The organism is Pseudomonas sp. BRM28, from assembly GCF_002939405.1.
Lineage (GTDB): Bacteria > Pseudomonadota > Gammaproteobacteria > Pseudomonadales > Pseudomonadaceae > Aquipseudomonas > Aquipseudomonas palmensis.
Genome location: NZ_PEFV01000001.1, coordinates 5,750,097 through 5,770,484, shown reverse-complemented (window position 1 = coordinate 5,770,484; position 20,388 = coordinate 5,750,097). Strand labels below are relative to the sequence as shown.

The 20,388-nt window shown below is 65.9% G+C and carries 15 protein-coding genes; 7 read left to right on the top strand and 8 right to left on the bottom strand.

Features of this window, described 5'->3' with window-relative positions; genetic code table 11:
* Positions 1-2: 2 nt before the first annotated feature.
* The 5 genes from CR917_RS26380 to CR917_RS26360 form a co-directional block, all read right to left on the bottom strand.
* Positions 3-833, bottom strand: coding sequence for an AraC family transcriptional regulator (locus CR917_RS26380; RefSeq protein WP_058541147.1), 831 nt, complete (start codon positions 831-833; stop codon positions 3-5).
* Positions 830-1,153 (bottom strand): AzlD domain-containing protein, encoded by a 324-nt coding sequence (locus CR917_RS26375; protein ID WP_043860190.1) that lies wholly within the window; start codon positions 1,151-1,153, stop codon positions 830-832. The genes CR917_RS26380 and CR917_RS26375 overlap by 4 nt, the downstream gene beginning before the upstream one ends.
* On the bottom strand, positions 1,150-1,848 hold the full coding sequence (locus CR917_RS26370; RefSeq protein ID WP_058541146.1) for an AzlC family ABC transporter permease: 699 nt from the start codon (positions 1,846-1,848) through the stop codon (positions 1,150-1,152). The genes CR917_RS26375 and CR917_RS26370 overlap by 4 nt, the downstream gene beginning before the upstream one ends.
* A gap of 83 nt (positions 1,849-1,931) precedes the next feature.
* Entirely contained in the window at positions 1,932-2,618 is a 687-nt protein-coding gene (locus CR917_RS26365; RefSeq protein ID WP_043860192.1) for a hypothetical protein, read from the bottom strand.
* 36 nt (positions 2,619-2,654) lie between these two features.
* Entirely contained in the window at positions 2,655-3,608 is a 954-nt protein-coding gene (locus CR917_RS26360; RefSeq protein WP_078480214.1) for a LysR family transcriptional regulator, read from the bottom strand.
* 117 nt (positions 3,609-3,725) lie between these two features.
* On the opposite strand from CR917_RS26360, the gene CR917_RS26355 reads away from it, so the two are divergent.
* The 3 genes from CR917_RS26355 (at position 3,726) to CR917_RS26345 (ending at position 8,150) form a co-directional block, all read left to right on the top strand.
* A complete protein-coding gene (locus CR917_RS26355) occupies positions 3,726-4,940 on the top strand; it encodes an MFS transporter (protein ID WP_104573037.1) in 1,215 nt (404 codons plus the stop codon).
* Between the two features lie 54 nt (positions 4,941-4,994).
* Complete coding sequence (locus CR917_RS26350) at positions 4,995-7,355, top strand: DNA polymerase II (protein ID WP_104573038.1); 2,361 nt, start codon at positions 4,995-4,997, stop codon at positions 7,353-7,355.
* 243 nt (positions 7,356-7,598) lie between these two features.
* Complete coding sequence (locus CR917_RS26345) at positions 7,599-8,150, top strand: DUF4174 domain-containing protein (RefSeq protein ID WP_043860195.1); 552 nt, start codon at positions 7,599-7,601, stop codon at positions 8,148-8,150.
* A 79-nt stretch (positions 8,151-8,229) separates the two neighbouring features.
* Here CR917_RS26345 and CR917_RS26340 read toward each other — a convergent pair whose 3' ends face one another.
* Positions 8,230-8,676 (bottom strand): GNAT family N-acetyltransferase, encoded by a 447-nt coding sequence (locus tag CR917_RS26340; protein ID WP_104573039.1) that lies wholly within the window; start codon positions 8,674-8,676, stop codon positions 8,230-8,232.
* Positions 8,677-8,808: 132 nt separating this feature from the next.
* Here CR917_RS26340 and CR917_RS26335 point away from each other — a divergent pair, with 132 nt between their 5' ends.
* The 4 genes from CR917_RS26335 (at position 8,809) to CR917_RS26320 (ending at position 15,272) form a co-directional block, all read left to right on the top strand.
* A complete protein-coding gene (locus tag CR917_RS26335; RefSeq protein WP_043860201.1) occupies positions 8,809-9,315 on the top strand; it encodes a sigma-70 family RNA polymerase sigma factor in 507 nt (168 codons plus the stop codon).
* Entirely contained in the window at positions 9,312-10,286 is a 975-nt protein-coding gene (locus CR917_RS26330; protein ID WP_104573040.1) for a FecR domain-containing protein, read from the top strand. Before CR917_RS26335 ends, CR917_RS26330 begins: the two co-directional genes overlap by 4 nt.
* Before the next feature lie 84 nt (positions 10,287-10,370).
* Entirely contained in the window at positions 10,371-12,809 is a 2,439-nt protein-coding gene (locus tag CR917_RS26325; RefSeq protein WP_104573215.1) for a TonB-dependent siderophore receptor, read from the top strand.
* A gap of 240 nt (positions 12,810-13,049) precedes the next feature.
* Entirely contained in the window at positions 13,050-15,272 is a 2,223-nt protein-coding gene (locus CR917_RS26320; RefSeq protein ID WP_104573041.1) for a TonB-dependent receptor, read from the top strand.
* On the opposite strand, the gene CR917_RS26315 is transcribed toward CR917_RS26320, so the two are convergent.
* Together CR917_RS26315 and CR917_RS27560 are read right to left on the bottom strand one after the other, a co-directional pair.
* Positions 15,163-19,092: a DUF6531 domain-containing protein gene (locus tag CR917_RS26315; protein ID WP_256589767.1), complete on the bottom strand. Its 3,930-nt coding sequence runs from the start codon at positions 19,090-19,092 to the stop codon at positions 15,163-15,165. The two genes, CR917_RS26320 and CR917_RS26315, sit on opposite strands and share 110 nt — an antisense overlap.
* A complete protein-coding gene (locus CR917_RS27560; RefSeq protein WP_256589766.1) occupies positions 19,089-19,976 on the bottom strand; it encodes a DUF2345 domain-containing protein in 888 nt (295 codons plus the stop codon). Before CR917_RS27560 ends, CR917_RS26315 begins: the two co-directional genes overlap by 4 nt.
* Between the last annotated feature and the right edge of the window lie 412 nt (positions 19,977-20,388).

The following is a 20,388-nucleotide window of genomic DNA, read 5'->3' as shown; positions in this document are numbered from 1 at the left end:
CCTCACATCGAACACGCCCGCCGATACTCCCCCGGCGTCACGCCGTACGCCTGCTTGAATTGCCGGTTCAGATGACTCTGGTCCGAATACCCCAGCGCAAACGCAACGTTGAACGGCAGGCAATCAGCCTTGAGCAATTCCCGTGCACGGCTCAGCCGGCGCTGCTTGAGCCAGGCATGCGGCGGCAGGCCGGTAGCCTGGCGAAACACCCGGGCAAAATGAAACGGCGACAACCCCACCGCAAGCGCCAACTCCTCCAGCGACGGCGGGTAGGCCAGCCGGCTTTCCATCAGCTCCTTGGCCCTGGCCACCGACTGCGGCTCCTGCCCCGGTGCCCGCGCCTCGCGCGCCCCGGCATGACGCTGCACCAGCAGCAACACCGCCTCGCGCCAGGCGGTCTGCTGCTCCAGCGCACTGGCGCCATGCTCGGCCAGGCTGTGCAAGCCACTGAAGGCACGCGCCAGCTGCGGGTCGTGCAGCACGCTGGCCTTGAAGATGGGCAGGCCGCCGCGCTTGAGCTCCAGCTCGTCCAGCACCGAGGTGATGCGCTCCTGCTCGGGGTAGTAGCCACGGTAGCGCCAGCCGTGGGCATGCGCCTTGGCACCGGTGTGCAGCTCGTCCGGGTTGATCAGCACCATGCTGCCCTCGGGCGCCAGGTGCTCGCTGCCACGGTGCCAGAAGCGCTGTGCACCGGACTCGATGATGGTGATCACGTAGCCTTCGTGCACATGCGGGGCGAAGCGCTGCTGCACGTAGCGCGCATGCAGCATCTCGATGTCGCCCAGCGCCTGGGCCTGCCACAGGCGGGTCTGTTCACGCAGCACGGTTTTCATGGGGCGCCGTTCAACCACCAGCGCAGCACGAAGAACAACCCCATGCTCAGCAACATGCTGAGCAGCACGCTGCGGGTCCACAGCACCAGCACGACGGCCACGATCGCGCCCAGCAGGTAGGGGTTGGCCAGGCTCAGGTCGAGCTGGTGGTCAGGCATGAACACGATCGGCCCGCAGATGGCGGTGAGCATGCCCGGCACGGCAAACCCCAGGAACTGCCGCGCATTGGAACTCAGGCGCAACGGCAGGCGGGGTTCGAGAAAGGCGTAGCGGTTGAGAAACACCAGCAGGCCCATGGCAACGATCAGCAGCATGATCATGTGCGTGCTCCGGTCAGTTTCTGGCAGATGAAGCCTGCGCTCATGCCCAGCAGCCCGGCCAGCACCAGCGCGGTTTCCCAGTGCCAGTAGCTGAACAGCACCGAGCTGAACAGGGCCACCGCCACGCAAACCACGGTGGCCAGGTTGCGTACCAGCGGCGCGATCAGCGCCACGAAGGTGGCGACGATGGAGAAGTCCAGGCCCAGCTGGTCCAGGTGCGGGATGTTGCGCCCCAGCACGATGCCGGCCAGGGTGAACAGGTTCCAGGCAATGTAGAAGGTCAGGCCCACACCCAGCGCGTACCAGCGGTTGAACTGCTGGCGGTCGTACTGGCTGGTGAGGGCGAAGAATTCGTCGGTCAGCAGAAAGCCCAGGCCCAGCCGCCAGCGCAGCGGCAGGTCGGCGATCACCGGGCGCATCGACAGGCCGTACAGCAGGTGCTGGGAGGTCAGCAGCAGGGTGGTGAGCAGGATCGAGAACAGGTTGGCGCCGCCCTTGAGCATGCCAATGGCCACCAGTTGCGCGGCGCCGGCGAACACGATGGCCGACAGGCCCTGGCCTTCGAGCGGGGTGAGGTTGGCCTCGATGGCCATGGAACCGGCCAGCAGCCCCCAGGGGGCCACCGCCAGCGACAGCGGCAGGCAGGCGATCGCGCCTTGGATGTAGGCAGTGCGGGCAACGGCAGAACGGGACATGACAACACACGCTTGGGGTCGGTTGCACAGGATGCCAGAGCCGTGGGCGCTTGCCTTGTACGATCTTGCGGTGCCCGCGTACTTCAGCGCTGGCTGGTGAGGCGTCGCTGCGCCGGCAGGCAGCCGTTGATGTCGACGGCCTTCTGGTAGTAGGTAAGGCGCTGGCCCGGGTCGATGGTGCCCAGCAGGCGGTAGACCTCGGCCTGGAAGTCACGCTGGCGCCCCCACTGCATGTTCAGCCCCTGGGGCTGCTGGCGATTGCATTCAAGGCGCACCGCCGGCTGCGGGTAATAGGGGGCGTACAGGGTGTTGTTCAGCGGTATGCGTTCCAGCGCCTGGCGGTAGTCGGCGCTGTCGCTGAAGGCCGGGCACCAGGTGGTGATGCCCAGGGCGGCCGGGGCGAAGCCCTGGCGAATGCTGGCTTCGAGCAGCGGGCAGGCGGACCTGGCGATGTCGTTCTGCGGCAGGTAGGTGATGTAGAACAGCGCCAGGCGGTACTGCGCCACCGGGTGGTCGAGTTCGGCCGCCTTGCGCAGCAGCGCCACCGCCGGTTCCAGGATGCGCCCCAGCGCCTCGACCTCGCCGATCAGCTCCTGGTCGCCGGGCTCGGGGGTCAGTGGCAGGGCACGGCTGCGTGCATCGGCCTGCTCCAGAAACGGCAGGGCCTGGCGGTACAGCAGGTCGGCGTGGGGGTCGATGCGCACCTCATCGGCCAGGGCCAGGGCGGGCAGCAGACAGAGCAGGCTGATGTAGCGACAGGCAGAAAACACGTTAACGTTCCATCCGCGAAAAAAGGGCAGCGCTGGTCATGTCGGTATCCGGCTATCCATGGTTGGGTGGGGCTCCTGGGTCGGCATTCTAGCGGTTGGCGGCACCGGGGCAAACAGCCGTTGCTCCATGAAGTCGATGAATACCCGCAGCTTGGGCGACATCTGTCGCCCCGATGGCCACAACAGGTACAGACAACCGCCGTGGTCCAGGTGTTCATCCAGTACCGTCACCAATTCGCCGCGTTCCAGTTGCTGGGTGATGGTGAAGTCCGGCAGGCAGGCGATACCGTGGCCGCGCATGGCAAAGCAGATGCGTGTTTCCAGGTGGTTGCACACCATCGACACCGGCACCTCGTGGTCGGCGCCGTTGTCGGCGCGGCGCAGTGGCCAGCGCTGGAGTTTGCCGGTGGTCAGGAAGCGGTAGTGCAGCCCGGCGTGACGGGCCAGCTCGCGGGGATGGCGCGGTGTGCCGTGCTCGGCGAAGTAGGCCGGCGAGCCCACCAGCACATGCCGGAAGTCGCCCAGGCGGCGGGCATTGAGACGCGAATCGGAGGGTTCGCCGGCCCGCAATACCACGTCGAAACCTTCGCCGACGATATCCACCATGCGGTCGCTGAAGTCCAGGTCCAGTTCGATCTGCGGGTACTGCCCGATGAAGTCGCTGAGCAGCGGCACGATCATGCTGCTGACCTGGGGCAGGCTCACCCGCAGCTTGCCGCGCGGGGCCTGGCTGGCCTGGGACAGCTCGGCTTCGGTGGCTTCGATTTCGGCCAGGATGCGCCGGCTGCGCTCCAGAAACAGCGCGCCCTCGGCAGTGAGGGTGATGCTGCGGGTGCTGCGGTGGAACAGGCGTACCGCCAGCCGGCTCTCCAGCCGCGCCACGCGCTTGCCCACCGCCGAGGCGCTGACCCCCAGGGCCTTGCCGGCGGCCACGAAACTGCGGGTTTCGGCCACTTTCACAAACACCACGAAGCCGCTGAGGCTGTCCATGGTCGTTCTCCGATTGCGGACAGGTGTGTCCGGATTGTGCGGAATTCTACCCGTCTTTTTCCGCAGTGGCGGGAAGGATTACCGTGCAGTCACTTTTTTATTTCAGGAGTTTGCACCATGTCCCAGAGCAGTTGCCCGGCCCAGGCCGCAGCAGGGGTGGAGGCCGAACCGGCGTTCCCGTTGTCCGGCCTGCTGGCGTTGTCGATGGCCGGCTTCATCGCGATTCTCACCGAGACCCTGCCGGCCGGCCTGCTGGGGCACATCGCCAGCGGCCTGCAGGTCAGCGAGGCGATGGCCGGGCAACTGGTCACGGCCTATGCGCTGGGCTCGCTGCTGGCGGCGATCCCGCTGGTGACCCTGACCCAGGGCTGGCGCCGACGCAGGGTGCTGATGCTGGCGGTGCTCGGCTTCGGGGTGTTCAACACGGTGACGGCGGTGTCCGAGCACTACACCCTGACCCTGGTGGCGCGCTTCATGTGCGGGGTGGCGGCCGGCCTGGCGTGGGGCGTGATCGCCGGGTACGCACGGCGCATGGTCAGCGTGAGCCAGCAGGGCCGGGCGATGGCGGTGGCCATGATCGGCGCGCCCCTGGCGCTGTCGCTGGGGGTGCCGGCGGGCACCTGGCTGGGCGACCTGCTGGGCTGGCGCAGCACCTTCGTGCTGGTGTCGCTGGCGACCCTGGTGCTGATGGGCTGGGTGCTGCTCAGCGTGCCGGACTTCGACGGCCTGCCGGCCGGCAGGCGTGCCGCCATCGGCCAGGTGCTGGCCACCCCCGGGGTGAGCGCGGTGCTGGCGGTGATCTTCACCTGGGTGCTGGCGCACAACGTGCTGTACACCTACATCGTGCCGTTTCTGCAGGCCGGCGGCATGGCCGGCAGCACCGGCCCGGTACTGCTGCTGTTCGGCTGCGCCGCGCTGGTGGGGATTGGCGTGGTGGGCGTGCTGATCGACCGCCACCTGCGCCGGCTGGTGCTGGGCAGCCTGGTCGGTTTCGGCGTGGCGTCGGTGCTGCTGGGCCTGGCTACCGGTGCGCCGCTGCTGGTGTACTTCAGTGTGGCGCTGTGGGGCCTGAGCTTCGGCGGCGCCGGCACCCTGCTGCAGACCGCCAGTGCCGATGCGGCGGGCGAGGGTGCGGACGTGGCGCAGTCGATGATCGTCACCGTGTGGAACCTGGCCATCGCCGTGGCCGGGCTGGTGGGCGGCGTGCTGCTGAGCCACTGGGGCGTGCAGAGTTTCCCGTGGCTGCTGCTGGCGCTGGTGGGGCTGGCGTTGACCCTGACCCTGCGTTCGCACCGGCACGGTTTTCCGCTGGGGCGGCGCAATGCCGGGTAAGCCCGGCACTATCAGGTAGAATCGGCGCATTGACAGGGGTACGAGGTTGCAGCGGTGGAGGTTCAACAGGGCTTTGTCCTGACCCGGCACTGGCGGGATACGCCAGAGGGCACATGCGTGGAGTTCTGGCTGGCGACCGACCAGGGCCCGCGCCAGTTGCGCCTGCCCGTGCAGACGTCGGTGGCGTTCGTCGCCGCCACCCAGCGTGCCCATGTCGAGGCGGTGCTGCGCACCGAACGCGACGTCGAGCTGCGCGAGCTGGCGCTGTGCGACTTCCGCCACCGACCGGTGCTGGGCCTGTACTGCCGCCAGCATCGCCAGCTGATGCAGCTGGAAAAACGCCTGCGCGCCGCGGGCGTCGACCTGCTGGAAGCCGACATCCGCCCGCCCGAGCGCTACCTGATGGAGCGCTTCATCACTGCCCCGGTGACGTTCAGCGGCCGCCCCGATGCCGACGGCCTGCTGCTCGACGCCCAGCTCAAGCCGGCCCCGGACTACCGGCCGAACCTGCGCCTGGTGTCGCTGGACATCGAGACCACCGAGCGCGGCGAGCTGTATTCGATTGCCTTGGAAGGTTGTGGCCAGCGCCAGGTGTACATGCTCGGCCCGGCCAACGGCGACGCCAGTGGCGTGGACTTCGACCTGGAGTACTGCGCCAGCCGTGCCCAGCTGCTGGAGCGCCTGAACGACTGGATGGCCCGGCACGACCCCGACGCGATCATCGGCTGGAACCTGGTGCAGTTCGACCTGCGCGTGCTGCACGCCCATGCCCAGCAGTTGCAGGTGCCGCTGCGCCTGGGGCGCGGCGGCGAGGTGATGGAATGGCGCGAGCACGGCAGCCGCACGCACTTTTTTGCCGCCGCTGCCGGGCGCCTGATCATCGACGGCATCGAGGCGCTGCGGTCGGCGACCTGGAGCTTCCCCTCGTTCAGCCTGGAGAACGTCGCCCAGACCCTGCTCGGCGAAGGCAAGGCCATCGATACGCCGTACCAGCGCATGGACGAAATCAACCGCATGTTCGCCGAGGACAAGCCGGCCCTGGCGCGCTACAACCTCAAGGACTGCGAGCTGGTCACGCGCATCTTCGCCAGGACCGAGCTGCTGACCTTTCTGCTCGAACGCGCCACGGTCACCGGCCTGCCGGCCGACCGCAGCGGCGGTTCGGTGGCGGCGTTCTGTCACCTGTACATACCGCTGATGCACCGCCAGGGCTTTGTCGCCCCAAGCCTGGGCGGGCGCCCGGACGAGGCCAGCCCCGGCGGCTTCGTGATGGATTCGCGCCCCGGCCTGTACGAGTCGGTGCTGGTGCTGGACTACAAGAGCCTGTACCCGTCGATCATCCGCACCTTCCTGATCGACCCCATCGGCCTGGTCGAGGGCCTGCGCGAGCCGGATGACGAACACTCGGTGCCGGGTTTTCGCGGCGCACGCTTCTCGCGCACACGGCATTGCCTGCCGGCCATCGTCGAGCACGTGTGGCAGGGCCGCGAGCAGGCCAAGCGCGAACACAATGCGCCGCTGTCGCAGGCGCTGAAGATCATCATGAACGCCTTCTACGGGGTGCTTGGTTCCAGTGGCTGCCGCTTTTTCGACCCGCGCCTGGCGTCGTCGATCACAATGCGCGGGCACGCGATCATGCGCCGCACCCGCGAGCTGATCGAGGCCCAGGGCTACACGGTGATCTACGGCGATACCGACTCGACCTTCGTGTGGCTCAAGCGGGCCCATGACGAGGCGCAGGCCGGGGAGATCGGGCGTGCCCTGGTGCAGCAGGTCAACCAGTGGTGGCGCGAGCACCTGCGCGATGAGTACGGCCTGGACAGTGCGCTGGAGCTGCAGTACGAAACCCACTACAAGCGCTTTCTGATGCCCACCATCCGCGGTGCCGAGGAGGGCAGCAAGAAGCGCTATGCAGGCCTGGTGCACCGCGAGGGCGGGCCCGACGAGATGGTCTACAAGGGCCTGGAGGCCGTGCGCACCGACTGGTCGCCGCTGGCCCAGCACTTTCAGCAGGAGCTGTACCAGCGCATTTTCGAGCGCAGGCCGCACCAGGCCTATGTGAAGGACTACGTGCAGCGCACCCTGGCCGGGGAGCTGGACGATCAACTGGTCTACCGCAAGCGCCTGCGCCGGCCCCTGGACGACTACCAGCGCAACGTGCCGCCGCATGTGCGGGCGGCACGCATGGCCGACGAGTTCAACGACAGCCAGGGGCGGCCACGCCAGTACCAGAATGGCGGGTGGATCAGCTACGTGATGACCCTGGCCGGGCCCGAGCCTTTGGAAAACCGGCGCAACGGCATCGACTACGAGCATTACCTGACCCGGCAGCTGCAGCCGGTGGCCGATGCGATACTGCCGTTTGTGGGGGATGACTTCAGCACCCTGATCGATCGGCAGATGGGGTTGTTCTGATGGGGCTGTTGCGCCCCTGCACACCACCATTGAGCGAACCTGCAGGAGCCGGCCTGGCCGGCGAAGGGGCCAGTGGCCCGACACATCCCTGACCTTCAGCTATCCTCTGCACATGCACAGCTACCCTTGAAACCGAAAGTTACTTTTGTAAACGTCCACACACGCGGGCAGTCGTTTAGGCTCGCTCGGATCTTTCGCTTTGATCTGTAGTCTTTGGTGCATGGAAACAAGAAGGAGATGCACATGCTTGTTCGGTCACTGACCTTCGCCACCCTGCTGGCAGTCGCCAGCCCGCTGCTCGCCGATGACGCGCCCCTGGCCGTTGACCTGGGCAAGTCCAGACCCCTGATCGTGATTGCCCCCAGCACCGCCGACCCGACCTTGCGCACCCTGAACGAGGCCCTCAAGGACCCGGCGACCAAGAGCAAGTTCGAGGAGCGCAACCTGGTGCTCTACAGCGTGGCGGGCATGGTCGGCAAGCGTGACGACAAGAACCTCGAGCAGCAGACCACCATGGCGCTGATTCGCGAACTCAGCCTGGGCGCGCGCAAGGGCACCCAGGTGGTGCTGGTGGGCAAGGACGGCGAGAAGCACATCATCGAGCATGACGGCACGGTGGAGCCGGAGCAGATCTTCGCGGCGGTCGACCAGTTGCCGGCCAGCGAAAAGGCCATTGTGGCGCCGACGGTCGCAGCGCCCGCCGCCGAGCCTGCGCCAGAGGGCAAGCCGGGCAAGCATGCCAAGCCGGCCAAGCCCGCCAAGCCGGCTGCGCCGCCCAAGCCGCTGGAAGACTGAGACACCCCTTCGCCGGCAAGGCCGGCGCCTACAGGTTCAGCGCTACGCCTGTAGGCGTCGGCCTTGCCGGCCAGGCACTTCAGCCGCCCAGCCGCTTCTCCATGAACACCCGCCGAAACCCCGCCTGCACGGCCCTGTGGGTTTCGCGATAACCCAGCCGCTCATACAGCCCCAGGTTTTCGCTCATCGCTTCATTGGTGTACAACCGCACCACCTCCAGCCCCAGCTGCCGGGCACGCGCTTCGGCATGCGCCATCAGTTGTCGCCCAAGCCCGCGGCCCTGAGCGGCCGGGCTTACCGCGACATTGTCGAGCAACAGGCCATCGGCCTGGGCGATCAGCACCAGCACACCGAGCACCTGACCTTGCTCTTCGAACACCTCGACCCGACCCTGGGCGATCAGCGCGGCGTAATCCTCCAGCATCGGCCCCGGCCTGGCACCGATGCGTGGAATGTACAGCGCATAGGCAGCCTCGATCAGTGCCTGTACAGGTGCAACGTCGTGGGCGGTGGCGGGGCGGATCATCGGCAGGCTCCTGGTGGGTGGCAGCAAGCGCCTACCTTAAATCAAGGCGTTGTCGCAGGGCAGCATTGCTTTCATGGCAAAACATCAACATGATAATGAGACAAATTACCATTCGTGTCGGATTTGCCCAGCGTGCCCACGCCTTCAGACCCCAACGCCCTGTTCACCGCGCTCTATAGCGACAACTACCGCTGGCTGCGCGGCTGGCTGTATCGCCAGTTGCACTGCCCGCAGGATGCCGCCGACCTGACCCAGGACACGTTCGTGCGCGCTCTGGGCTCGCAGCAGTTGCCACAGCTGGAGCAGCCGCGGGCCTTCCTGGCCACCGTGGCGCGCCATCTGCTGCGTAACCTGTGGCGCCGCCGCAGCCTGGAGCGCGCCTACCTGGAGCAGCTGGCTTTGCTGCCCGACAGCTTCAGCCCCTCTGAAGAAGACCTGGCCCTGGTGCGCGAGGCCATCGAGAGCATCGACCGTCTGCTGGCGGGCCTGCCGCTGCGGGTGCGCCAGGCGTTCGTGCTGCATCGTCTGGAAGGCCTGTCGCAGCCGGCAATAGCCGAGCAACTGGGCGTGTCGCTGGCGACGGTGGAGCGCGACCTGCGCCGCGCCTTTGTGCATTGCCTGAGCGTGGTGGGCCCATGAGCGTGCCCAAGGTGGATTCGGCCACCCAGTCGGCGGTCGACTGGTTGCTGCGGCTGGAGTCGGTACCGCCTGGCGATGCGCGGCATCAGGCCTTCGAAGCCTGGCTGTCGGCCAGCCCGGCCAACCGCCACGCCTGGCAGCGGGTCAATGCACTGCTCAGCCAGCCGCTGGCCAGCCTCGAAGAAGCCGAGGCGCGCAGCCCCGGCCAGCGCCAGGCCGCCAGTCGCAGCTTGCTGGCGGCGCCCGTGCACGGCCGGCGCAAGGTGCTGGGTGGCGGCCTGGCGATGCTGCTGCTGGGGCTGGGTGCAGGCGGCATCGCCAACCGTCTGACACCGCTCGAAGGCCTGTTTGCCGATCTGCACAGTGCCACGGGTGAGCGCAAGCGCGTGACCCTGGCCGATGGCAGCGAACTGTTGCTCAACGCGCGTAGCGCCGTGGACATTCGCTTCGACGCTGCGCAGCGCCGTGTGCTGATACGTGAAGGTGAGGTGCTGGTAAGGGTGGCGGCCGATGCCGCGAGGCCCTTCGTGATTGCCACGGCGCACGGCGAGGCGCGTGCCTTGGGTACGCAGTTCCTGGTGCGCCAGAGCCGTGACCACAGCCTGGTGGCAGTGCAGCAGCACAGCGTGCGACTGACCACCCGTGGGGGCGCCAGCAGCGTTGTCGAACAGGGCCAGGCGGCGCGTTTCGATGCGCAGGGTATCCACCCCGAAGCAGTGTCGCTGCGCAGCCGCGCCGACTGGCAGAGCGGGCAACTGGTGGTACACGACGAGCCCTTGGGCGAGGTGGTCGAAGTGCTGCGCCGCTATCGTCCGGGGCTGCTGCGCATAAGCCCGCAGGCGGCGCAGGTGCGGGTGTTCGGGGTGTTCAGCCTGGATGACAGCGATGCCACCCTGCACGCATTGGCCGAGACCTTGCCGATTCGCCTGGAGCAGTACGGCGGCTGGCTGACCCGAATAGAGGCGCGCTGATTTTTTTGCACCCGGTGTGAGGGGGTTGGCGTTTTCGTCGGTCTTGCTCGTTGAATGCCAACCTACAACGAGCACCTTGCCACCATGTCACACATGACTTTCCGCCCAGGGCTGCTGGCCCTGGCCATCGCCCTTGGCCCGCTGTCGACGATGCCTGCGCAGGCCGACAACGCCATCGCGGCCAGCAGTGTCGTGCACCGTTTCGACCTGCCGGCCGGGCCGCTGGGCGAGACGCTCAGCCGTATCTCTCGCGAAGGCGGGCACACCCTGTCGGTAAGCCCGGCGCTGCTGGAGGGCAAGCGTGCCGCTGCGGTACGCGGTAATTTCACTGCCGAACAGGCCGCGCGCCAGGCGCTGACCGGCACTGGCCTGGGGCTGGGCAGCACCCGCGGCGGCACCTGGAGCCTGTACCCGTTGAGCGATGGCGCCGCGCTCAACCTGGCGCCCACCGCCATCGATGGCCGCAGCCTGGAAGACGCGCGCGGCCCGGTGGAAGGTTACGTGGCCACCCGCAGCGCCACGGCCACCAAGACCGACACGCCGATCCTCGAAATCCCCCAGGCAGTCAACGTGGTCACCGCCGCCCAGGTGCAGACCCAGGGCGCTCGCAACCTGACCCAGGCGTTGCGCTATACGCCGGGGCTGAGTACCAACGGCTACACCGACCGCAACACCATCGCCGACGAGATCGGCAGCCGCGGCTTTGCGCCGACCCTGCTGTACCTGGATGGCGCCTACCTGCCGTATGCCGGCAGCCTGGGCGGCGCGCCGCAGATCGACCCCTACCTGCTTGAACGCATCGAAGTGCTCAAGGGCCCGGCTTCGGTGCTGTACGGCCAGAACCAGCCGGGCGGCATGATCAACCTGGTGTCCAAGCGCCCGGGCACCGAGGACCATCATCAGGTCAAGCTCAGCTATGGCAGCTATGACCGGGTCAAGGGTGCCTTCGACGTGGGCGGTGCGCTGGACGCCGACAAGACCCTGAGCTATCGCCTGGTGGGCCTGGCCAAGAGCGGCAACGAGCAGGTCGAGCATGCCGACGAGTCGCGCACGCTGATCGCGCCGAGCCTGACCTGGGCGCCAAACGAGCAGACCGAGTTCACCGCCTACGCGCAGATCCAGCGCGACAAGGGCGCGGCGGACTATCAGGCGCTGCCGGTCATCGGCACGCTGTATCGCAACAGCCGCGGCCAGCATATCGACCGCGACGTGTTCCTGGGCGACAGCGACTGGAACGCCTACACCCGCGACCAGCAGGTGTTCGGCTACGACCTGGCGCACGTGTTCAACGACAACCTGAAGTTTCGTCAGAGTGCACGCTACATCGACGTCAACGATCGCTACCGCGGCTTCTACCTGAACCGCTTCGTCACCGATGCCAACGGCGTGGTCGACGATACCCGCGCCACCCGCACCAAGCTGGACTGGCGCCAGCACAACACCACCTACAGCATCGATAACAACCTGGAGGGCACGTTCAGCACCGGGGCGCTGGAGCACACCCTGCTGGGCGGCGTGGACTACCGCAAGTTCACCCGTCGCTACCAGGGCTACAACCTCTACAACGCCGAGATCATCGACCTGTACAACCCCACCAACTACCACACCGACGGCGTGCCGACCCTGACCACCAAGTGGGACAACACGGTGAAGCAGACCGGCCTGTACGTGCAGGACCAGATCCGCTTCGACCGCTTCATCCTGACCCTGGGCGGGCGCCAGGACTGGGCCGAGGTCGAGAACCGTGACCTGCTGGCGCAAAGCCCGGCAGAGCGCAAGGTGCCGCAGAAGGACAAGAAGTTCACCAAGCGAGTGGGCCTGACCTACGTCACCGAGTTCGGCCTGGCGCCCTATGTGAGCTATGCCGAATCGTTCATGCCGTCGGTGGGCAAGAGCTCACCGGCGCGTGGTGCCAGTTCGTTCAAGCCGATCGAGGGCGAGCAGTATGAAGTGGGGGTCAAGTACCAGCCGCAGGACAACACCCTGATCACGGCGTCGGTGTACCAGATCAAGCAGAAGAACGTGCTGACCACCGACCGCGACGACCCGATGTACCAGACCCAGGATGGCGAGATCCGCTCGCGCGGTATCGAACTGGAGGCCAAGAGCAGCGTGGGGCAGGTGGACCTGCTGCTGGCGCTGTCGTACCTGGATTCGTTCCGCACCAAGAGCGCCGACGGCGACGAGGGCAACCGCAACGCGGCGCAGGCACCGTGGTCGGCCAGCAGCTGGGTGGCCTGGCATTTCGACGACAGCCTGGCCGGGCTGACAGTAGGGGCAGGGGCCAGGTACACCGGCAAGAACTACGGGGACTCGGCGAACACCTTCAAGACACCGTCGTTCGTGGTGTATGACGCAACGATCAACTACGACCTGGCGCAGCTGGGGTTGAAGGGCCTGCAGGCGAGCCTGAACGTGCAGAATCTGTTCGACCGGGAGTATGTGTCGACGTGCGTGTATGCGTTTGGCTGCTATTACGGTCAGGAGCGTACGGCGGCGCTTGAGTTGACCTACGACTGGTAAAAGCTTCGCGGGTCAAGCCCGCTCTTGCAGGGTGGCGGTGATCACTTTGGGAGCGGGCTTGACCCTCGATGGGCTGCGCAGCAGCCCTGATGCCCAGCACACAACCCGCTGCTGCCACACTGTTGCCTGGTCAGCAGCCGCTGTTCGAATAATCCATAAAATTCATATAATTCAACTACATAAAGCATTGGCACGCTGCTTGCGATAGTCCGCTTACCCTGACTTATCGGAACCCCCGCCATGCCTGCCCCTACCGCCTATCTACCCCTTGCGCTGGCCATTGCCGCCACGTTGCACGGCACCGCCGCCCTGGCCGCCGCACCGCCCGCCGACGCCTTGCCCACCGTCACCGTGACCGCGCAGAAGCGCGAAGAATCGGTACAGGACGTACCCTCGGCGATCTCGGTGGTCAGTGACCGCCAGATCGACCGCAGCGGCGGCGGCTTCAGTGCCGGCAAGGCCCTGCAGAACGTGCCCAACGCCATCGCCCCCGAGTTCGCCGGGCACCAGCGCCCGCGCTGGTACATCCGCGGCATGGGCTCGGGCGACATGGCCTCGACCACCGTGTACCCGGTGGGCATCTATACCGATGACGTGTACATCGACCCGCACGTGGCCACCGGCTTCCCGCTCTACGACATGGAGCGCGTCGAGGTGCTGCGCGGCCCGCAAGGCACGCTGTGGGGCAAGAACACCACCGGTGGCGCGATCAACTTCGTGTCGCGCAAGCCAAGCTTCGAAGACGGCGCCAACGGCTACTTCAAGCTCGACCTGGGCAACTACAATTCGCGCCTGTACGAAGGTGCCTACGGCGATACCCTGGTCAAGGACCGCCTGGCCGCGCGGGTGGCGTTCATCGACCAGAGCAGCGACGGCCAGCTCAAGAACGAGGTCGATGGCCACACTGCCGGCGACATCCATGACCAGGCCCTGCGCCTGCAACTGCTGGCCCAGGTCAACGACGACCTGCAGGCCACCCTGCAGCTGCACGCCCGTGACTACAAGGGGCAAGGTATCGTGGCCCGCGCCTGGGGTGCCGGGCCGGGCGGCAGCACGCTGTTCGGGCCCGCGCCCAAGCCTGCCTCCGACAAGGTCGCCTTCACCGGCAAGGCCGATGACCGCATCGAGCACAACGGCCTGCAACTGGCGCTCAAGTGGGACCTTGGCGAGCTGCAGCTGGACTCGATCACCGCCTTCGACGACGTGCACGAAAAGGCCCAGAGCCCGAACATGAGCATCTACGAGTTCGGCCGTGGCTATAACGACGACCGCTGGAAGCAGGTGTCGCAGGAGCTGCGCCTGTCGTCGGCGAAGAACCAGCCGGTGAGCTGGATCGTCGGCACCCACCTGTTCCACGAACAGCTCGACAGCCACAACAGCAATGCGCTGTTCCCCGAAGCCTACAACCAGGCCTTCGGCGTGGCCGACTTCGGGCGTACCGACATCGACCAGAAGACCGACAGCTTCGCGCTGTTCGGCAGCAGCACCTGGCAGGCCACCGACGACCTGAGCTTCACCGCCGGCCTGCGCTGGACCCGCGAAACCAAGGACATCGACCTGCGCCGGGTGGCCGCGCCGGATGCTGCCAGTGTCGACTTCAGCAACCGCAACGACTGGTGGAAGCATTACAGCGGGCCGCTGGTGACCACGGTGGTGCAGGACGAGAAACGCACCTGGAACAAGCTGACCTATGATTTCACCCCCGAATACCAGCTCAACGACAACGCGCGGGTGTACTTTCGTTATGCCAAGGGCTTTCGTTCCGGCGGCTTCAGCGGCGGGGCGCAGGTGCAGGCCGAGGCCTCGGTGGTGGCGCCGGAGAACGTCGACGCCTACGAACTGGGGGTCAAGAGCGAGTGGTTCGACGAGCGCCTGATCGCCAATGCCAACGTGTTCTACTACGACTATTCGGACATCCAGGTGAACGCGGTGTCGGTGCGCAACGGGCAGGTGGTGTCGCTGCTGACCAACAGCGGCCAGGGCGTGATACGCGGTGCGGAGTTCGAGTTGCAGGCGCTGCCCTTGGCCAACCTGGAACTGCATGGCTCGCTGGGGCTACTGCACACCGAGTTGCAGGACTTCGAATCGGGGGGTGTGGACTACTCGGGCAACCGCATTGCACGTTCGCCGTCGCGCACACTGGCGGTGGGGGGCAGTTATCGCATTGCGCTGGAGAACGGCGACGACATCACCCTGGGCACCGACTGGCGCTACCAGAGCCGGATCTTCTTTCTGCCCACCGCGCAGGCCGACCACAGCGTGTCGCAGGGTGGCTACACATTGGGCAATGCCAGCGCCACGTACCATGTGGGCGGGCAATATGACCTGGACTTCACCGCCTACGTGAACAACCTCACCGACAAGCAGTACAAGACCGACAGCGTGCCGCTGCCGTTCGATGTGGCGTGGGATGCGCGGGGGGATCGCAGGACGTTCGGGGTGAGTGCCACGACGCGGTTCTGAGGTCGCTCTTGCGGGCCTCTTCGCCGGCAAGGCCGGCTCCTACAAGGTTGCGCCGTCTGTAGGAGCCGGCCTTGCCGGCGAAGAGGCCAGCAGGTACACCCGCAATCGCTCGATGCTCTCGCGCCACGCACTGCCCACCGGCCATACCAGGTAGTAGGCATCTCCCGTTGCCACCGCCTGTTCGAACTGAGGTCGGGCTTGANTGTGGGAGCGGGCTTGCCCCGCGAAGTTTTTCAGGCCGGCAACTGCCCCAGCAGGTACACCCGTAGCCGCTCGATACTCTCGCGCCACGCACTGCCCACCGGCCATGCCAGGTAGTAGGCATCCCCCGTTGCCACCGCCTGTTCGAACTGAGGTCGGGCTTGAGGGCCTTATCGCGGGTCAAGCCCGCTGGGCGGTTGAGCTGCTGCGTCTTCTCGTCCAGCAGGTTACCGGCCGGGTCAAACGCGAATGTCTCCACCCCCAGGCGACTGGTGGCCTGCAACAGGCGACCGACAGGGTCGTACTGGTAGGCCAACTGACCACGTCGGCTGTCGTGAATGTCGGTGAGTTGCCCGGCGCCATCGTACTGGTACTGACGCTTGAGCAACGTGGACTTGCCGTCGTGGCTGCCTAGCAGTTGCTCCTGCAGCCGTCCGGCCGGGTCCCAGGCCTGGGTCTGCATCAGCTTGTTGCCCTGACGGCGCGCCACTTCACGGTGCAGGTCATCGCGCTCGTAGCTGAGCATGTCGTGCTGGTCGAGCTTCATGCCCAGCAGGTGGCCGCTGCCGTAGGTCAGCCAGCTGACCGTATGGCCATCGGGGCGCACGGTCGCGATGCGCTGGTTGAGCACGTCGTACTTGTGCGTCCACACCGCCACCATCGGCTGCTGCAACCCCAGGTAATGCTGATGCTCGCGGGTCAGATTGCCCGCCTCGTCATGGAACCACTGCAGCTGGCTTGCCGCGTTGATCGCCTGGATCAGCCTGCCGTTGCCGTCATAGGCAAAGCGCTCGGTCTGGGACTGATCACCCAGCCTGGCGGTACGCTCGGCCAGCCGACCCATGGGGTCGAAACGCAGGTCGATGCGGCGCTGGCCGACCTGGGTCGAGGCCAGGCGACCGCTGTACGGGTCGTATTGATAGCGGGTGGTCAGGCCATCGAAGCCGGTCTCCTGCAACAGGCGACCGACCGGGTCGTACACGAAGCTCGCCTGGCTGGTGTTTTCGTTTTCCAGGCCAATCAGCCGGCCCAGTTTGTCCCAGCGGTAGCGCAGGGTGTGCTCGTTGGCGTCGACGCGCTCGGCCAGAAGCCCGGCGCCGGAATAGGTCCAGGTGGTGCAGCGGTCGAGCGCGTCGAGGTACGCCAGCAGACGGCCCTCGGCATCACGTTCGAAGCGCTCTTCGGTGTTGTCGGGGTGGGTGACCCTGGACAGTTGCCCGGCCTTGTACTCATAGGCGGTCTTGTTGCCCGCTGCGTCGGCGAACTGCACCAGCTGGCCGAAGTCGTTGTAGGCCCACTGGCTGGTCTTGCCGGAGCAGTCGACGTACTCGAGTAGTTGCCCGGCGTCGTTGTAGGCCAGCGCCTTCTGGTTGCCGTTGGCGTCCTTGATCGCACTTACCAGGCCGCTTGGGGTGTAGGCAAATTCGGTCTTGTTGCCCAGCGGGTCGACCGTCTCTACCAGGTTGCCGCGCTCGTCGTAGTCGCGCAGCCAAAGGCCACCCTCGGCATCGCGGATCTTAATCAGCTGGTCATGGTCGTCGTAGGCGTAGTGCAGCGTGCTGTGGTCGGGACGGATGTGCTGCAGCAGGTTGCTGCGCTCATCAAAGCTGTAGCGGTCCTGGCTACCGTCGGGGTGCACGTGGCGGATGACGTTCTTGCGCTCATCCCGGAACAGCCACTCCGAATTGCCGTCCGGATGACGGATGCGGTAGGTGTAGCCCTGGATGTCGTAGTAGTGCCAGGTTTCCTGGCCATGGGCGTCGGTCACATAGGTGAGGCGGATACGCTCATCCCACTCCAGGTGCACTTCGAAGCTGCCGTCATCTGCCCACTCATGGATGGCCCTGGCATGCGGGCCGTTGCCGTCCCACTCCAGGTTGAAACCGCGCCCGGTGCGGTCGGTGTAACGGGTGATCAGATGATGCTGGTACTCATAGTGCCAGGCGGCACCGTTTTCATCCTGAGCCGCCACCAGGTCACCCGCGCCGTCATAGTGATAGGCGCACAGTTGGCGCAGCGGCTTGCCGTCGACCACGTGCCAGAGACCCTGGATATGCCCGTGCGCGTCGAGCCGCGTTCCCAGTTGCAGGTGTACCTTGCTGGGGTCGTCGTCCTGGTAGGTGTTGATGTCGGACAGCACCGGCTGGCCGTTGTGGCGATGCTCGTAGTGCAGCATGGCGCCCGCGCCGCTGCGTAGCTGAATGTGCGTCAGATAGAAACGATCGCCATGGCGCGCATAGGTCTCCCGGCGATCCAGGCCACGCAGCAGTACCAGTTGCTGTTCGCCGGTGCGCACCAGGGTGAGGTACTCGACAGCGTCGTAGTGGGGCTTGCCCTTTTCGGGCATTGGAAAATCGTGACTGCGCCCATCGAAGTCAAGCAGCACCAGGCCCTGGCCGACCACGTCGATGCAGGTGGTGAACTCGGTGAGCCAACGGGCACCGAGGCTGGGGTTGTCGAGGCGCTCGAGACGCGAATTGTAAGTACGGGTCCAGATGACGGGAAACGGGCCTGGCAGGCTGAAGTCGGTGTGGTCCAGCGACTCGCTGCCAAGGGCGAAGTTGATACGGTTGCAACTGCTGGCACAGGTGCCGTTCTTGCTGTCGTTGGCCGCTTGTTTGGCCGACGCCTGCCGGGTAATGGCCTCGGTCTCGCCCTTGGCATCCTGATGCCTGGCCTGGGTGGTCTTGTCGCCCTTGACCGTGCTGCCGAGTGCCTTGGGATTGCGCTTGTGCCAGAGCACACTGCTGTTGTGCAGGATAAGGCGCATGCTCTCGATGGATTGCGGGTTGGCTGCACTGGTCATGCTCATCAGTTGCGTACGCATCTGTGGCGCCAGGCTACGCAGGGCCCGGGTACGGGCCAGCACTTCATGCTGTACCCCCTCGGGCACGGCATTGCGCATGATCATGTTGGCGGCGCCCTTGCCCATCGCGGCGTAGGCATCGCTGAGGGCGGCGAAGGCGTTTTCGAAGACCACCGAGGGGTCGGAACGCAACGCGTTCTTTGCTGCAATGGCGCTGCGCCCGGCAGCCTCCAGATTCGCGGCGCTGTCGAGCTTGCCGGTAATCACGGCATCGATCGCGTTGGCCGTGTTGTTGACCAGCTTCTCACCGACGTCGGCGCACTCCTTGAGGATCGCCTCCAACTGCCCTTCTGCGTCAGCCAGAAAGGCATCGATTTCGCCAAGCAAGGTGGCATTGAGGTGGCCGACGATGATCTCGATCAACGAGTCGCCGAGCATCTGCTTGCCTTCCTGACGGGCCAGCACCAGCATCGGCCGCAGGCTCTTGCGCGCAGCCGCCATGGTCGGTGGCGTGGGAATCACGCCGATCAGGTTGATGCCCAGGCTGACCCAGTCGAGCGGGTCGGGCTTGTCGCTGGAGGCCAGGTTGACAACGTCGCCGACCGCATCGACCAGGGCGATGATGTTGCCGATGACCGGCAGCACCTCAGCCACCTCCTTGAGGCGCTCGAGGTTGACGTAGCCACCGCTGATATCCCGCAGCCAGGCGTCGAACACGGCGGCGCCGCTACTCACGTCCTCGATGCCGATCTGATCCAGGGGAACGACTGCGGCCTGTGGTGGCCGTTGTTTGGCGGGGGTGTTGTCGCTCATGAGATCAGTTCACCTGGCAGCAGATCGGTAACGGTATTCAGGCCTGGAGCCTTGAGGTCGGTCAGTGAGAGGGCCGGCAGCGTGGGCAGGCTGGCCCTGGCGCCCTTGAGTGCAGCGCCCGCCTGGTCGGCCTCGCCCAGGGCGACCGAGGCAGCAGGCAGGGCAGAGCTGGCGGCACTGACCAGTTGCCTGGCACTGCCAAAAAGACTGCCCTTGCCATCGTTGGGCAGCACCAGCTTGTCGACCAGCGTTGCCACTACCGTGGGCGAGTGGCTGGGGTCAGGTAGCTGCAACGGCCAGTTGACCAAACCGATGTAGCTGCTCGGTGTCCACGGCGGGGTCGGGTCGCGTCCGAACCTGACCCACGCCGGCCCCGGTGCCACCCCCGACACGGCATTGAACCCCTGGCCATCGAGGCTGCCCTTGAGCACCGTACCCAGCGCATCGGTCACTTCGTAATCGCCGGCCTGGATGCCCTTGGCATTGGCGTACAGGTTGAACAGCTCCAGGCTGCCCTTGCCCGGCTTGGGCGGCTCGGGGAAGGTCCCGGCCAGGCTCTTGGGCCCCACATGGGCGAAGTTCGCCGCGTGCGCGGTGTACGGCCCGGTGGTCACGTGGGTGATGCCGCTGGCGTTGTAGGTGGTGGCACTGCCGCCGCCCTGTACCACCAGTTCGGTCTTGGCTGTCAGCGTGATGCGGTCGGCATTGGCAGTGATGTCGAGCTTGGCCAGCAGGTTGATGTTGTCTTTCAGCGCTTTGATATCGATGTCGCCCNATCGCGGGTCAAGCCCGCTCCCACAGGTACAGCGCCGTTCTCGAAACCAGCGCCGTACCTGTGGGAGCGGGCTTGNTAGGTTCTGTACGAAAAGAGATGTCGCAAACACCGCATGGAACAAGCCAGCGAGACCATAGCGGCATAGCTTTTCGCGAGCTTGTCGAAGTGCGTCACGATGCGTCGGTTCTCTTTCAGCCAGTCAAACATGCGCTCGATGATGTTGCGCTGTCGGTACTTGGGCCGATCAAACAGCCTTGGTAAGCCAGGCTTGGGTTTGCGCTTCATCGAGCGCAGCGGGATGACGGGTTGCATTCGATATCGGTCGCAATAACGGCGTAGCGCTTCGGCATCGTAGCCCTTGTCGGCAAGCAACCATTTACAGCGTTTACGCGGGCGGCCACGTTGGCTCAATGGAATGCTGACCTCGTCCAACAGGGGTTGGGCGTAGCTGATGTCACTGGCTTGACCGCCAGAGAGGAGGAAGCACAACGGTGTCCCGTTGGCGTCGCAGAGCATGTGGA

Bases quoted from the DNA above. Each gene is read 5' to 3' on its own strand.
- CR917_RS26330 (WP_104573040.1), top strand. From the start codon at position 9,312: ATGAGCGTGCCCAAGGTGGATTCGGCCACCCAGTCGGCGGTCGACTGG.
- CR917_RS26325 (WP_104573215.1), top strand. From the start codon at position 10,371: ATGTCACACATGACTTTCCGCCCAGGGCTGCTGGCCCTGGCCATCGCC.
- CR917_RS26345 (WP_043860195.1), top strand. From the start codon at position 7,599: ATGCTTGTTCGGTCACTGACCTTCGCCACCCTGCTGGCAGTCGCCAGC.
- CR917_RS26370 (WP_058541146.1), bottom strand. From the start codon at position 1,848: ATGTCCCGTTCTGCCGTTGCCCGCACTGCCTACATCCAAGGCGCGATC.
- CR917_RS26320 (WP_104573041.1), top strand. From the start codon at position 13,050: ATGCCTGCCCCTACCGCCTATCTACCCCTTGCGCTGGCCATTGCCGCC.
- CR917_RS26355 (WP_104573037.1), top strand. From the start codon at position 3,726: ATGTCCCAGAGCAGTTGCCCGGCCCAGGCCGCAGCAGGGGTGGAGGCC.
- CR917_RS26360 (WP_078480214.1), bottom strand. From the start codon at position 3,608: ATGGACAGCCTCAGCGGCTTCGTGGTGTTTGTGAAAGTGGCCGAAACC.
- CR917_RS26340 (WP_104573039.1), bottom strand. From the start codon at position 8,676: ATGATCCGCCCCGCCACCGCCCACGACGTTGCACCTGTACAGGCACTG.
- CR917_RS26375 (WP_043860190.1), bottom strand. From the start codon at position 1,153: ATGATCATGCTGCTGATCGTTGCCATGGGCCTGCTGGTGTTTCTCAAC.
- CR917_RS26380 (WP_058541147.1), bottom strand. From the start codon at position 833: ATGAAAACCGTGCTGCGTGAACAGACCCGCCTGTGGCAGGCCCAGGCG.